Here is a 13910-nt window from a genome sequence, read left to right as displayed (position 1 = left end):
TTGATAAACACCTTTGACAGATCCTGTAACAATCCCCGAATAACCTCTTCTTTTTTGTAGGAGCGAGCTTGCTCGCGATGAACCTGAGGGCACCGCGGGGTATCAGGTTGGGCGCGTTATCGTTGACGACCATCGCGAGCAGGGCTCGCTCCTACAGGGAACTGTGGGCGGAGTAGGGGTATTCACGACATTTTGTAGGGGCTTGTTACTACCATCGTCGAATGGTTCTATAGGCCCGGCCCGGGCTACAACAGGGCCATACAAAAACAACTATTCCACCGAGGTAAGAAAGATGAGTGCGGCTTCCCTGTATCCCGTTCGTCCCGAGGTTCTGGCTAACACGCTGACCGACGAGGCGACCTACAAGGCCATGTACCAGCAGTCGGTCGTCAACCCGGACGGCTTCTGGCGCGAGCAAGCCAAGCGCCTCGACTGGATCAAGCCTTTCACCACGGTGAAGCAGACTTCCTTCGACGATCACCATGTCGACATCAAATGGTTCGCCGACGGCACCCTGAACGTTTCCTACAACTGCCTCGACCGTCATCTGGCCGAGCGCGGCGATCAAGTGGCGATCATCTGGGAGGGCGATGACCCTGCCGAAAGCCGCAACATCACTTACCGTGAACTGCACGAGCAAGTCTGCAAGTTCGCCAACGCCCTGCGTGGTCAGGACGTGCACCGCGGCGACGTGGTGACTATCTATATGCCGATGATCCCCGAAGCCGTGGTCGCCATGCTGGCCTGTACCCGGATCGGCGCGATTCACTCGGTGGTGTTTGGCGGGTTCTCGCCGGAAGCCCTTGCCGGTCGCATCATCGACTGCCGCTCGAAAGTGGTGATCACTGCCGACGAAGGCATTCGTGCCGGCAAGAAAATCCCGCTCAAGGCCAATGTCGACGACGCGCTGACCAACCCGGAAACCAGCAGCATCCAGAAAGTCATCGTGTGCAAGCGCACCGGTGGCGACATCAAGTGGAACCAGCATCGCGACATCTGGTTCGAGGACCTGATGAAAGTGGCCGGCACCGTTAGTGCGCCGAAAGAGATGGGCGCCGAAGAAGCGCTGTTCATCCTTTACACCTCCGGCTCTACTGGCAAGCCGAAGGGCGTGCAGCACACCACGGGCGGCTACTTGCTGTACGCGGCCATGACCCACGAGCGCGTGTTCGACTATCGCCCGGGTGAAATCTACTGGTGCACCGCCGACGTCGGCTGGGTCACCGGCCACAGTTATATAGTCTACGGCCCTCTGGCCAACGGCGCGACCACGCTGCTGTTCGAAGGCGTGCCGAACTACCCGGACATCACCCGGGTGGCGAAGATCGTCGACAAGCACAAGGTCAACATCCTCTACACCGCACCGACCGCGATCCGCGCCATGATGGCCTCGGGCACGGCCGCTGTTGAAGGCGCTGACGGCAGCAGCCTGCGCCTGCTGGGTTCGGTCGGCGAGCCGATCAACCCGGAAGCCTGGGACTGGTACTACAAGAATGTCGGCAAGTCCCGTTGCCCGATCGTCGATACGTGGTGGCAGACCGAAACCGGCGGCAACATGATGAGCCCGCTGCCGGGCGCTCACGCCCTCAAGCCGGGCTCTGCGGCGCGTCCGTTCTTCGGCGTGGTGCCGGCACTGGTGGATAACCTGGGCAACATCGTCGAAGGCGAGGCCGAGGGTAACCTGGTGATTCTCGATTCGTGGCCAGGCCAGGCGCGTACGCTGTATGGCGACCACGACCGCTTCGTCGACACTTACTTCAAGACGTTCCGCGGCATGTACTTCACCGGTGACGGCGCCCGTCGCGATGCCGATGGTTACTACTGGATCACTGGTCGCGTGGACGACGTGCTCAACGTGTCCGGCCACCGCATGGGCACCGCCGAGATCGAAAGCGCGATGGTCGCTCACCCGAAAGTCGCTGAAGCCGCTGTGGTTGGTGTGCCGCACGACATCAAGGGGCAGGGCATTTATGTGTATGTCACCCTGAAAAATGGCGAAGAGCCAAGCGAGCAACTGCGCCTGGAGCTGAAAAACTGGGTGCGCAAAGAGATCGGCCCGATTGCTTCACCCGATGTCATCCAGTGGGCGCCGGGCCTGCCAAAGACTCGCTCGGGCAAGATCATGCGCCGGATTCTGCGCAAGATTGCGACGGCTGAGTATGAGGGGTTGGGGGATATTTCGACCCTGGCTGATCCGGGTGTGGTGCAGCATTTGATTGATACGCACAAGATGATGAATGTTGCGTAAGCGGCGATTCTGAGTCACTTGAAGCCCCGCCTGGCATTGCGCCGGGTGGGGCTTTTTTCTGGGCTTGAGTTTTGTGTTGTTTGGGTTGGCCTCATCGCGGGCAAGCCCGCTCCCACAGGGATTCGCGGTGTAAATGCGATCCGAACCACACCACAAAAACCTGTGGGAGCGGGCTTGCCCGCGAAGGCGATCTGTCAGGCAATACAGCAACATCTACCAATAATTATCGGGTTCCTCTGTCGGCATTTTCCTACTGTTACCCGCGATCTTTCAGGTTACTGAATGTGTAACCGCATCGCGCCAGTACGGGGCATTGGGAAACGCCCGCCCTGTATCGGGGCCTCAAAACCACTGATGAAAAATAAGACCCTACGCTGTGCTTGCCGGATTAGAAGGGTTTGCCAATAATAGGCCCGCAATTTGCAATATAGATCGGTTCAATGTCTTTTGCCTTTGCATGATTTTGCAGGGCTGTCAACGTGCCGAAACGGCATTCTCAGTGCTTCTGTAATTAGTTGTCGCATTGAAGAAATATCGGCTTCGGGCCTGTCGTTAGAATGCCGATCACTCGCTCGTCGTTGCCCGTGTTGAATTTCAACGCCCGCTTCCCAGGACGCAGCAACGCTTTCCGGTTCCACTCATTCGCATATTGGGCTGTCGCTCACTCTGCCGTTTTAGCCCTTTACCGATGGAGTCCCAAGATGAAGAAACTCGTGCTGCTTGGCGCCCTGGCACTGTCCGTGCTGTCCCTGCCAACCTTCGCCGATGAAAAACCTCTGAAAATCGGTATTGAAGCGGCTTACCCTCCGTTCGCGTCGAAAGCGCCGGACGGCAGCATCGTGGGTTTCGACTACGACATCGGCAACGCCCTGTGCGAAGAGATGAAGGTCAAGTGCGTGTGGGTCGAGCAAGAGTTCGACGGTCTGATCCCGGCGCTGAAAGTGCGCAAGATCGACGCGATCCTGTCGTCCATGTCGATCACTGAAGATCGAAAGAAGTCCGTGGACTTCACCAACAAGTACTACAACACCCCGGCTCGCCTGGTCATGAAGGCCGGCACTCAGGTCAGCGAAGGCCTGACCGAGCTCAAGGGCAAGAACATCGGCGTGCAACGTGGTTCGATCCACGAGCGTTTCGCCCGCGAAGTCCTGGCCCCGCTGGGTGCCGAGATCAAGCCATACGGTTCGCAGAACGAAATTTACCTCGACGTGGCCGCCGGCCGCCTCGACGGCACCGTGGCAGACGCTACGCTGCTGGATGACGGTTTCCTGAAAACCGACGCCGGTAAAGGCTTCGCGTTTGTCGGCCCTGCGTTCACCGACGTCAAATACTTCGGCGACGGCGTAGGTATTGCGGTTCGCAAGGGCGACAAGGCTGAGCTGGACAAGCTCAACGCCGCCATCGCGTCGATTCGCGAGAACGGCAAATACAAGCAAATCCAGGACAAGTACTTCGCCTTCGATATCTACGGCAAGTAATACGTCCAAGCGACAAGTCCGAAATGGCGCAAGCAACAGGATCTCTGAGGTTTGCGCCATTTTTTCATCCCAACTTTCGAGGACCTGAATCATGTTGAAAGGCTACGGGGCTGTCATCCTCGATGGCGTTTGGCTGACGCTTCAGCTCGCCTTGTCGTCCATGGCCCTGGCCATTGTTCTGGGTCTGATCGGCGTGGCACTGCGTCTTTCGCCAGTGCGCTGGCTGGCCTGGCTGGGCGATCTGTATTCCACGGTGATCCGCGGTATTCCCGACCTGGTGCTGATCCTGCTGATTTTCTACGGCGGCCAGGACCTGCTCAATCGTGTCGCTCCAATGCTTGGCTATGACGAGTACATCGACCTGAACCCGTTGGCGGCCGGTATCGGCACCCTGGGCTTCATCTTCGGTGCGTATCTGTCGGAAACCTTCCGTGGCGCCTTCATGGCGATCCCCAAGGGTCAGGCCGAAGCCGGCATGGCCTACGGCATGAGCAGTTTCCAGGTGTTCTTCCGGGTGTTGGTGCCACAGATGATTCGTCTGGCGATTCCGGGTTTCACCAACAACTGGCTGGTATTGACCAAGGCCACCGCGCTGATTTCGGTGGTGGGTCTGCAAGACATGATGTTCAAGGCCAAGCAGGCGGCCGATGCCACCCGCGAGCCTTTCACCTTCTTCCTCGCAGTGGCGGCGTTGTACCTGGTGATCACCAGTGTCTCGTTGCTGGCATTGCGTCACCTTGAGAAGCGCTACTCGGTAGGCGTAAGGGCGGCTGAGCTATGATCTTCGACTACAACGTCATTTGGGAGGCCTTGCCGCTGTACCTTGGCGGCCTGGTGACCACCCTCAAACTGCTCGCGCTGTCGCTGTTCTTCGGCCTGCTGTGTGCATTGCCGCTGGGCCTGATGCGCGTCTCGAAGAGCCCGGTCGTCAACATGTCGGCCTGGCTCTACACCTACGTGATCCGCGGCACGCCGATGCTGGTGCAGCTGTTTTTGATCTACTACGGTCTGGCGCAGTTCGAAGCGGTGCGTGAAAGCTTCTTCTGGCCGTGGCTGTCCAGCGCAACCTTCTGTGCGTGCCTGGCATTCGCAATCAACACCAGCGCCTACACCGCCGAAATCATCGCCGGCAGCCTGCGTGCCACGCCGAACGGCGAGATCGAAGCGGCCAAGGCCATGGGCATGTCGCGGATCAAGATGTACAAGCGCATCCTGCTGCCGTCGGCCCTGCGCCGCGCGCTGCCGCAGTACAGCAACGAAGTGATCATGATGCTGCAGACCACCAGTCTGGCGTCCATCGTGACCCTGATCGATATCACCGGTGCCGCGCGCACGGTCAACGCCCAGTTCTACCTGCCGTTCGAGGCGTACATCACCGCCGGCGTGTTCTACCTGTGCCTGACCTTCATGCTGGTGAAGCTGTTCAAGATGGCCGAGCGCCGCTGGCTGGGCTACCTGGCCCCGCGGAAGCACTGATATGGAGCGCATCGATCATGCTTTGCCGTGGAGCCACCTGGGCAGCGAACGCCGGATTTCGGTGTTCCGCTTCGGTAGTGGTGAGCGCAAGGCCTACATCCAGGCCAGCCTCCACGCCGATGAACTGCCGGGCATGCGCACCGCGTTCGAGCTGAAAAAGCGTCTGGCCGAACTCGAAGCTCAGGGCCTGCTCAATGGTGTGATCGAGCTGGTGCCGGTGGCCAATCCACTGGGCCTCGGTCAACTGCTTCAGGGCAATCACCAGGGGCGTTTCGAGGCGGGCAGCGGCAAGAACTTCAACCGCGACTTCGTTGAGTTGAGCGCGCCGGTTGCGGCTGCGCTGGCCGAGAGCCTCGGTGATGATCCGCACGCCAACATTCGCCTGATCCGTCAGGCGATGGCCGATCATCTGGCCGCATTGCCAGAGGCGAGCAGCCAGTTGCAAGGCATGCAGCGCGTGCTGCTCAGCCACGCCTGCACCGCCGATGTCGTGCTGGACCTGCATTGCGATGCCGAAGCGGCGCTGCACATGTATGCCTTGCCGCAGCACTGGCCGCAGTGGCGTTCGCTGGCTGCGCACCTGAATGTGCGGGTCGGTCTGCTGGCGGAAGATTCCGGTGGCAGTTCGTTCGACGAAGCCTGCTCGTTGCCGTGGTTGCGTCTGTCGCGTCTGTTCCCGGATGCAAAGATTCCGCTGGCCTGTCTGGCAACTACCATTGAATTAGGCGGGCAGGCCGACACCGGTCGCGTGGAAGCCAGCGCCCACGCCGAGGGCATTCTGGCGTTTCTCGCCGAGCAAGGCCTGATCGGTGGTGAATGGCCGCAACCTGCGCAGGAGCCTTGCGAAGGCATGCCGTTCGAAGGCACTGAGCTGTTGTTGGCACCACACCCCGGTGTGGTGAGTTTCCTGCGCAAACCCGGTGAGTGGGTTGAAGCAGGTGACGAGATTTTTGAGGTGATCGATCCGTTGGCGGATCGGGTCAGCACGGTGTGTGCTGGTACGTCCGGGGTGCTGTTTGCCATTGAACGGCTGCGTTATGCCCAACCCGGTTTCTGGCTGGCCAAGGTGGCGGGGCGCGAAGCGCTGCGTCACGGGCGCTTGCTCAACGACTGACTGACTGTTTTTGTGAGAACCGACCGCATGTACAAGCTTGAAGTCCAAGACCTGCATAAACGCTATGGCAGTCACGAAGTGCTCAAGGGCGTGTCCCTGAAAGCGGCAGCCGGCGATGTGATCAGCATCATCGGCTCCAGTGGCTCCGGCAAAAGTACCTTCCTGCGTTGCATCAACCTGCTGGAGCAGCCGCACGCGGGCAAGATCCTGCTCAACAACGAAGAGTTGAAGCTGGTGGCGAACAAGGAAGGCGCGCTGAAGGCCGCCGACCCGAAGCAGCTGCAACGCATGCGTTCGCGCCTGTCGATGGTGTTCCAGCATTTCAACCTGTGGTCGCACATGACCGCGCTGGAAAACATCATGGAGGCGCCGGTGCACGTGCTGGGCGTGTCCAAGGCTGAAGCTCGCGAGAAAGCCGAACACTACCTGAACAAGGTGGGCGTGGCGCATCGCAAGGACGCCTACCCTGGCCACATGTCCGGCGGCGAGCAACAGCGCGTGGCGATTGCCCGTGCGCTGGCGATGGAGCCGGAAGTGATGCTGTTCGACGAACCGACCTCGGCACTGGACCCGGAGCTGGTGGGCGACGTGTTGAAAGTCATGCAGGCCCTGGCCCAGGAAGGCCGGACCATGGTGGTGGTGACTCACGAAATGGGCTTCGCCCGTGAAGTGTCGAACCAGTTGGTGTTCCTGCACAAAGGTCTGGTGGAAGAAAGCGGCAACCCGCGCGAAGTGCTGGTGAACCCGCAATCCGAGCGTTTGCAGCAATTCCTCTCGGGTAGCCTGAAGTAATCAGAACTGCCGTTGTGCACCGCGATAGTGCATGCTTCACAAATTAGAGGCCGGCCCCGATTTGTAGGGGCCGGTTTGCTGGCGATAGCGGTATGTCTGTGACAGGTATTTAAACTGATCCACCGCTATCGCCAGCAAGCCGGCTCCTACAGGGTATCGTTACCGGTTTTGCGATTTGTGTTCATTTACGGGCTAGCATTGGCCCATGCCTTCATCACTGTTCTTCGCTTCGGATCGCTCGCCCATGACTGCCCATCGAATTGGTTTCCTGATTTGGCCCAGCACTAAAGCACTGACGCTTGCGCTGGCTGAGGAGGCCTTGCGTGTTGCCCAGCGTGTGCATCCGGACGTTGTTTATGAACTGTCGTTCCTGCAGGCCGAACTGCCAGCCGAAGGTGCCTGGCAGCTGCCCGGCGAACCCTGGAGCGGCAAGCTCGAGAATCTACAGAAACTGTTCCTGCTCGCCGACGAGCCGCCGACCGCTCTTGCGCCGGCGCTCAGCAGTGCGCTCAAGCAACTGGTGCGTTCCGGTTGTGTGATCGGTGGTCTGTCGGCCGGTGTCTATCCGTTGGCGCAGCTTGGTTTGCTCGACGGTTATCGCGCAGCCGTGCACTGGCGCTGGCAGGACGATTTCGCCGAGCGTTTCCCGAAAGTCATCGCCACCAGTCACCTGTTCGACTGGGATCGCGATCGCCTGACCGCGTGTGGCGGCATGTCGGTGCTCGATCTGCTGCTGGCGGTGCTGGCCCGTGATCACGGTGCGGAGCTGGCCGGTGCGGTGTCGGAAGAGCTGGTGGTCGAACGTATCCGCGAAGGCGGCGAACGCCAGCGCATTCCGTTGCAGAACCGCCTCGGTTCCAGTCATCCGAAGCTCACTCAAGCCGTGCTGTTGATGGAAGCCAACATCGAAGAGCCGCTGACCACCGACGAAATCGCCCAGCACGTGTGCGTGTCCCGTCGACAACTGGAGCGGATCTTCAAGCAATACCTCAACCGTGTGCCGAGCCAGTACTACCTGGAGCTGCGCCTGAACAAGGCCCGGCAGATGTTGATGCAAACCAGCAAGTCGATCATCCAGATCGGCCTGTCCTGTGGCTTTTCCTCGGGGCCGCATTTCTCCAGCGCCTATCGCAATTTCTTCGGTGCCACGCCGCGGGAAGATCGCAACCAGCGGCGCAGCAGTAGCCCGTTCGAATTGTCGTCGGTGCCGCCGGAGCGCGGTTAACCCTCGGCTGACAAGGGGCATGGGCTGAACGCCCATGACCTGCGCGAGGGTTTGTTCAATTTCTATCTTTATACATTGGCATCGTGCCAATCCTTGGGCGCAGAACAATGCCCAGGCAAATCCGCGTGCGATGATAAAGGTGCGGCGCTGGGTCAGAGTGCGAGCCGGTTCGGCAAATCTAATCCTGGCAACCCTGCCGTTAACCTTGTCGGACAGTTAAACTGCGCCTTTGCGACCCTATATGTCGCATTGCCGTAAACCCGGGAAAATCCGGGGTTTGCGCTATAAGAAGTTGTCGCTTGGCGGCAAGGCCGGGCTGAAAACTGTCCTTACAATCCCCCCATCGCTCGCCAGTTTCAGGCGGGTGTTCCTCTTCAGGAGACTCCGATGTCCGTTGATCACGCTGCGGTAGAACGCGCCGATTTCGACCAGGTAATGGTTCCCAACTACGCGCCTGCCGCTTTCATTCCAGTGCGTGGCGCCGGTTCCCGCGTTTGGGACCAGTCCGGTCGCGAGCTGATCGACTTCGCCGGCGGGATTGCCGTTAACGTATTGGGCCACGCGCATCCGGCGCTGGTCGGTGCCTTGACCGAGCAGGCGAACAAGCTGTGGCACGTGTCCAACGTATTCACCAACGAGCCGGCCCTGCGCCTGGCGCATAAGTTGGTCGACGCCACCTTTGCCGACCGCGCCTTCTTCTGCAACTCCGGCGCCGAAGCCAACGAGGCCGCCTTCAAACTGGCCCGTCGTGTCGGTTTCGACCGTTTCGGCAGCGAGAAGTACGAAATTATCGCCGCGCTCAACAGCTTTCACGGCCGTACCCTGTTCACCGTGAACGTCGGTGGCCAGTCGAAGTACTCCGACGGATTCGGTCCGAAGATCACCGGCATCAGCCACGTGCCGTACAACGATCTGGCTGCCCTGAAAGCCGCCATTTCCGACAAGACCTGCGCTGTCGTACTGGAACCGATCCAGGGCGAAAGCGGTGTGATCCCGGCTGAACTCGAGTACCTGCAAGGCGCCCGCGAACTGTGCACCGCGCACAACGCGCTGCTGATCTTCGACGAAGTGCAAACCGGCATGGGCCGTACTGGCCATCTGTTTGCCTACCAGCATTACGGCGTGATCCCGGACATCCTGACCAGCGCCAAGAGCCTGGGCGGCGGTTTCCCGATCGCAGCCATGCTGACCACCGAAGACCTGGCCAAGCACCTGGTCGTCGGCACTCACGGCACCACCTACGGCGGCAACCCGCTGGCGTGTGCTGTTGCAGGCGCGGTGATCGACGTGATCAACACCCCTGAAGTGCTGGCTGGCGTCAACGCCAAGCACGACAAGTTCAAGGCGCGCCTGGAGCAGATCGGCGAAAAATACGGCTTGTTCACCCAGGTCCGTGGCATGGGCCTGTTGATCGGTTGCGTCTTGAGCGATGCCTGGAAAGGCAAGGCCAAGGACATCTTCAACGCCGCTGAAAAAGAAGGCCTGATGGTGCTGCAAGCCGGCCCGGACGTGGTGCGTTTCGCGCCGAGCCTGGTGGTTGAAGACGCGGACATCGACGAAGGCCTGGACCGTTTCGAACGTGCCGCGGCAAAACTGACACAAGCCTGAATTCAGGTAGCGTGACGCTCGGCGCCTATTCTCAAGGGTGGGCGCCGAGACCATTTTTCAGTGCCGGGCCTGCCCGACGCATTACCCCTGTAGGAGCTGGCTTGCCAGCGAAGAGGCCCGAGAGCCTTGCGGTGATCAAACGGCCGCCATCGCTGGCAAGCCAGCGCCTACAGAGTGCGATGTGTTGAGCAACCCCGGTATTTTTTTCCCCGTCGGCCAATCGGGTCGACCTGTTCTTGATTAAGGAGTGACACCATGCTGGTGATGCGCCCCGCGCAAATGGCTGATCTGGGCGAGGTACAGCGTCTGGCTGCGGACAGTCCGATTGGTGTCACTTCCTTGCCGGATGACGTTGAGCGCCTGAGCGACAAGATCGCGGCAAGCGAAGCCTCGTTCGCCGCCGAAGTGAGCTTCAACGGAGAAGAAAGCTATTTCTTCGTCCTTGAAGACACCGCCACCGGCAAACTGGTCGGTTGCTCGGCCATCGTGGCGTCGGCCGGTTACTCCGAGCCGTTCTACAGCTTCCGCAACGAAACGTTCGTGCACGCTTCCCGCGAGCTGAAGATTCACAACAAGATCCACGTGCTCTCCCAGTGCCACGACCTGACCGGCAACAGCTTGCTGACCAGTTTCTACGTGCAGCGCGATCTGGTGGGTTCGCCGTGGTCGGAACTCAACTCCCGTGGCCGTTTGCTGTTCGTGGCCAGCCATCCGGAGCGTTTTGCCGATTCCGTGGTGACCGAGATCGTCGGTTACAGCGATGAAAACGGCGACTCGCCATTCTGGGACGCCATCGGCCGCAACTTTTTCGACCTCAACTACGCTGAAGCCGAGCGTCTGTGCGGCCTGAAGAGCCGTACGTTCCTCGCCGAACTGATGCCGCACTACCCGATCTACGTGCCCCTGCTGCCGGACTCCGCGCAGGAAGCGATGGGCCAGGTGCACCCGCGGGCGCAGATCACCTTCGACATCCTGATGCGCGAAGGCTTCGAGACCGATCACTACATCGACATCTTCGATGGCGGCCCGACCCTGCATGCGCGTGTCTCGGGGATCCGTTCGATCGCCCAGAGCCGTGTGGTGCCGGTGAAGATCGGCGAGCCGGTCAAAGGTGTCGGTCGCCAGTATCTGGTCGCCAATGCCCAGTTGCAGGACTACCGCGCCGTCATGCTCGAGCTTGACTACGCGCCGGGTAAACCGGTGACCCTGGACCTGGAAGCGGCCGAAGCCCTGGGCGTCGGTGAAGGTGCCAGCGTGCGCCTGGTAGCGGTTTGACGCCTGCTCTGATCGCCAGAGAGTTTTGCCTAGAAAGCAGCGAAGTTTCACGGGTGGCGCAAGCGGCCCGTTTGAGGAGATAGCATGATCGTTCGTCCCGTACGCAGCAGCGATTTACCCGCTCTGATCGACCTGGCCCGCAGCACCGGCACCGGCCTGACTACTTTGCCGGCCAACGAAGAACGGCTGGCCCATCGGGTCGGCTGGGCCGAGAAGACCTTTCGCGGCGAAGCCGGGCGGGCAGATGCGGACTACCTGTTCGTCCTCGAAGACGACAACGCTCGCGTGGTGGGCATTTCCGCCATTGCCGGCGCCGTCGGCCTGCGTGAGCCCTGGTACAACTTCCGGGTCGGTTTGACGGTCAGCGCTTCGCAAGAGCTGAACATCTATCGTGAAATCCCGACGCTGTTCCTGGCCAACGACCTGACCGGCAACTCCGAGCTGTGCTCGCTGTTCCTGCACGCCGATTACCGCAGCGGCCTCAACGGCCGCATGCTGTCCAAGGCGCGGATGCTGTTCATCGCCGAGTTCCCGCAACTGTTCGGCAACAAGATCATCGCCGAAATGCGCGGGGTTTCCGACGAAGCCGGGCGTTCGCCGTTCTGGGAAAGCCTGGGCCGGCATTTCTTCAAGATGGAATTCAGCCAGGCCGACTACCTGACCGGCGTGGGCAACAAGGCATTCATCGCCGAACTGATGCCGAAATTCCCGCTGTACACCTGCTTCCTGTCGCCGGATGCGCGCAACGTCATCGGTCAGGTTCACCCGGACACCGAGCCGGCGCTGGCCATGCTCAAGAGCGAAGGTTTCAGCTACCAGGGCTACGTCGACATTTTCGACGCCGGCCCGGCCATCGAATGCGAAACCGGCAAGATCCGCGCCGTGCGTGACAGCCAGGCGCTGGTGCTGGCGGTTGGCACCCCGGGTGACGACGCCACGCCTTTCATCATTCACAACCGCAAGCGCGAAGACTGCCGCATCACTGCCGCTCCGGCACGTCTGGCCGCCGGCACCCTGGTGGTCGACCCGCTGACCGCCAAACGTCTTCAACTCAACGCTGGCGATCAAGTGCGCGCCGTGGCGTTGTCCGCAGCTCGGGAGTCGAAATAATGAAGTCGCTTTACATCGCAGGTGAATGGCTGGCCGGTCAGGGCGAAGCCTTCGAGTCGCTGAACCCGGTGACCCAACAGGTGCTGTGGTCTGGCGTCGGTGCCACCGCCGCTCAGGTCGAGTCGGCTGTGCAAGCGGCGCGTCAGGCGTTCCCGGGCTGGGCGCGACGTACCCTGGAAGAGCGTATCTCGGTGCTGGAAGCCTTTGCCGCTGCGCTGAAGAATCACGCTGACGAATTGGCCCGCACCATCGGTGAAGAAACCGGCAAGCCTTTGTGGGAAGCGGCGACCGAAGTGACCAGCATGGTCAACAAGATCGCCATTTCGGTGCAGAGCTACCGCGAGCGTACCGGCGAGAAGAGCGGCCCGCTGGGCGACGCCACCGCCGTGCTGCGCCACAAACCCCACGGTGTGGTGGCGGTGTTTGGTCCTTACAACTTCCCGGGCCACTTGCCGAACGGCCACATCGTGCCGGCATTGCTGGCGGGTAACAGCGTGCTGTTCAAGCCGAGCGAGCTGACGCCGAAAGTGGCCGAACTGACGGTCAAGTGCTGGATCGAGGCCGGTCTGCCGGCCGGCGTATTGAACCTGTTGCAGGGCGCTCGCGAAACCGGTATCGCCCTGGCGGCGAACCCGGGCATCGACGGTCTGTTCTTCACCGGTTCCAGCCGTACCGGCAATCACCTGCACCAGCAGTTTGCCGGTCGTCCGGACAAGATCCTGGCGCTGGAAATGGGCGGCAACAACCCACTGGTGGTCGATCAGGTCGCCGACCTCGATGCCGCGGTGTACACCATTATTCAGTCGGCGTTCATCTCCGCCGGCCAGCGCTGCACCTGTGCCCGCCGCCTGCTGGTGCCGCAGGGTGCCTGGGGCGACTCGCTGCTGGCGCGCCTGGTGGCGGTCAGCGCGACGATTGAAGTCGGTGCCTTCGATCAGCAACCGGCGCCGTTCATGGGCTCGGTGGTCTCTCTTGGCGCTGCGAAAGCACTGTTGGATGCACAGGAACACCTGCTGGCCAATGGTGCCGTGGCACTGCTGGAAATGACCCAGCCACAGGCTCGATCGGCCCTGCTGACCCCGGGTATTCTGGACGTGACCGCCGTCGCCGATCGTCCTGACGAAGAGCTGTTCGGCCCGTTGCTGCAAGTGATCCGCTACGCTGATTTTGAGGCGGCGATCGCTGAAGCCAACGACACCGCCTACGGTCTGGCCGCCGGTCTGCTGTCGGACTCCGAAGCACGCTACCAGCAGTTCTGGCTGGAAAGCCGCGCCGGTATCGTCAACTGGAACAAGCAACTGACCGGTGCGGCAAGCAGTGCGCCATTCGGCGGCGTCGGCGCCTCGGGCAACCATCGCGCCAGCGCCTATTACGCGGCGGATTACTGCGCGTACCCGGTGGCCTCGCTGGAAACGCCGAGCCTGACGCTGCCAAGTGCGTTGACGCCGGGTGTACGGCTTTCGTAATAAGCGGTTATTGAATGCGTTGGAAGGTCCTGCGGACCTTATCGCTGGCAAGCCAGCTCCTACGTAGGAGCCGGCTTGCTGGCGAACGACCGCGAAGCGGTCGCCTGCGATCTTGCAG

Annotated in this window: 11 protein-coding genes; all 11 read left to right on the top strand. The window is 60.9% G+C overall.

The features are described from left to right. The first annotated feature begins 292 nt into the window (after positions 1-292). On the top strand, positions 293-2248 hold the full coding sequence (gene acs, locus PMI31_RS26800; RefSeq protein ID WP_008022795.1) for an acetate--CoA ligase: 1956 nt from the start codon (positions 293-295) through the stop codon (positions 2246-2248). Positions 2249-2949: 701 nt separating this feature from the next. Continuing rightward, a complete protein-coding gene (locus PMI31_RS26795) occupies positions 2950-3726 on the top strand; it encodes an ABC transporter substrate-binding protein (RefSeq protein ID WP_008022793.1) in 777 nt (258 codons plus the stop codon). A gap of 91 nt (positions 3727-3817) precedes the next feature. Beyond that, complete coding sequence (locus PMI31_RS26790; protein ID WP_008022791.1) at positions 3818-4507, top strand: ABC transporter permease; 690 nt, start codon at positions 3818-3820, stop codon at positions 4505-4507. Further along, positions 4504-5202 carry an ABC transporter permease gene (locus PMI31_RS26785; RefSeq protein WP_008022790.1) on the top strand — a complete coding sequence of 233 codons (699 nt, stop codon included), beginning with the start codon at positions 4504-4506 and terminating at the stop codon, positions 5200-5202. The genes PMI31_RS26790 and PMI31_RS26785 overlap by 4 nt, the downstream gene beginning before the upstream one ends. Position 5203: 1 nt before the next feature. Further along, on the top strand, positions 5204-6316 hold the full coding sequence (locus tag PMI31_RS26780) for a M14 family metallopeptidase (protein WP_008022788.1): 1113 nt from the start codon (positions 5204-5206) through the stop codon (positions 6314-6316). 27 nt (positions 6317-6343) lie between these two features. Next, complete coding sequence (locus PMI31_RS26775; protein ID WP_008022787.1) at positions 6344-7108, top strand: ABC transporter ATP-binding protein; 765 nt, start codon at positions 6344-6346, stop codon at positions 7106-7108. Positions 7109-7352: 244 nt separating this feature from the next. Continuing rightward, positions 7353-8333, top strand: coding sequence for a transcriptional regulator ArgR (gene argR, locus PMI31_RS26770; RefSeq protein WP_008022785.1), 981 nt, complete (start codon positions 7353-7355; stop codon positions 8331-8333). Positions 8334-8720: 387 nt separating this feature from the next. Beyond that, positions 8721-9941, top strand: coding sequence for an aspartate aminotransferase family protein (locus PMI31_RS26765; RefSeq protein WP_008022782.1), 1221 nt, complete (start codon positions 8721-8723; stop codon positions 9939-9941). Positions 9942-10196: 255 nt separating this feature from the next. Further along, complete coding sequence (aruF, locus tag PMI31_RS26760; RefSeq protein ID WP_008022780.1) at positions 10197-11216, top strand: arginine/ornithine succinyltransferase subunit alpha; 1020 nt, start codon at positions 10197-10199, stop codon at positions 11214-11216. A gap of 84 nt (positions 11217-11300) precedes the next feature. Further along, complete coding sequence (gene astA / locus PMI31_RS26755) at positions 11301-12326, top strand: arginine N-succinyltransferase (RefSeq protein ID WP_008022778.1); 1026 nt, start codon at positions 11301-11303, stop codon at positions 12324-12326. Further along, entirely contained in the window at positions 12323-13792 is a 1470-nt protein-coding gene (astD, locus tag PMI31_RS26750; RefSeq protein ID WP_177323583.1) for a succinylglutamate-semialdehyde dehydrogenase, read from the top strand. The genes astA and astD overlap by 4 nt, the downstream gene beginning before the upstream one ends. Positions 13793-13910 lie beyond the last annotated feature (118 nt).

The sequence above is a fragment of the Pseudomonas sp. GM55 genome (genome assembly GCF_000282395.1).
Taxonomy (GTDB): Bacteria; Pseudomonadota; Gammaproteobacteria; order Pseudomonadales; family Pseudomonadaceae; genus Aquipseudomonas; species Aquipseudomonas fluorescens_CC.
The sequence above is the reverse complement of the archived record's forward strand: the minus strand, read 5'-3'. Positions and strand labels throughout refer to the sequence as shown.

Coding starts and splice junctions, on each gene's coding strand:
- acs (WP_008022795.1), top strand. CDS start 293: ATGAGTGCGGCTTCCCTGTATCCCGTTCGTCCCGAGGTTCTGGCTAAC.
- PMI31_RS26795 (WP_008022793.1), top strand. CDS start 2,950: ATGAAGAAACTCGTGCTGCTTGGCGCCCTGGCACTGTCCGTGCTGTCC.
- PMI31_RS26790 (WP_008022791.1), top strand. CDS start 3,818: ATGTTGAAAGGCTACGGGGCTGTCATCCTCGATGGCGTTTGGCTGACG.
- PMI31_RS26785 (WP_008022790.1), top strand. CDS start 4,504: ATGATCTTCGACTACAACGTCATTTGGGAGGCCTTGCCGCTGTACCTT.
- PMI31_RS26780 (WP_008022788.1), top strand. CDS start 5,204: ATGGAGCGCATCGATCATGCTTTGCCGTGGAGCCACCTGGGCAGCGAA.
- PMI31_RS26775 (WP_008022787.1), top strand. CDS start 6,344: ATGTACAAGCTTGAAGTCCAAGACCTGCATAAACGCTATGGCAGTCAC.
- argR (WP_008022785.1), top strand. CDS start 7,353: ATGACTGCCCATCGAATTGGTTTCCTGATTTGGCCCAGCACTAAAGCA.
- PMI31_RS26765 (WP_008022782.1), top strand. CDS start 8,721: ATGTCCGTTGATCACGCTGCGGTAGAACGCGCCGATTTCGACCAGGTA.
- aruF (WP_008022780.1), top strand. CDS start 10,197: ATGCTGGTGATGCGCCCCGCGCAAATGGCTGATCTGGGCGAGGTACAG.
- astA (WP_008022778.1), top strand. CDS start 11,301: ATGATCGTTCGTCCCGTACGCAGCAGCGATTTACCCGCTCTGATCGAC.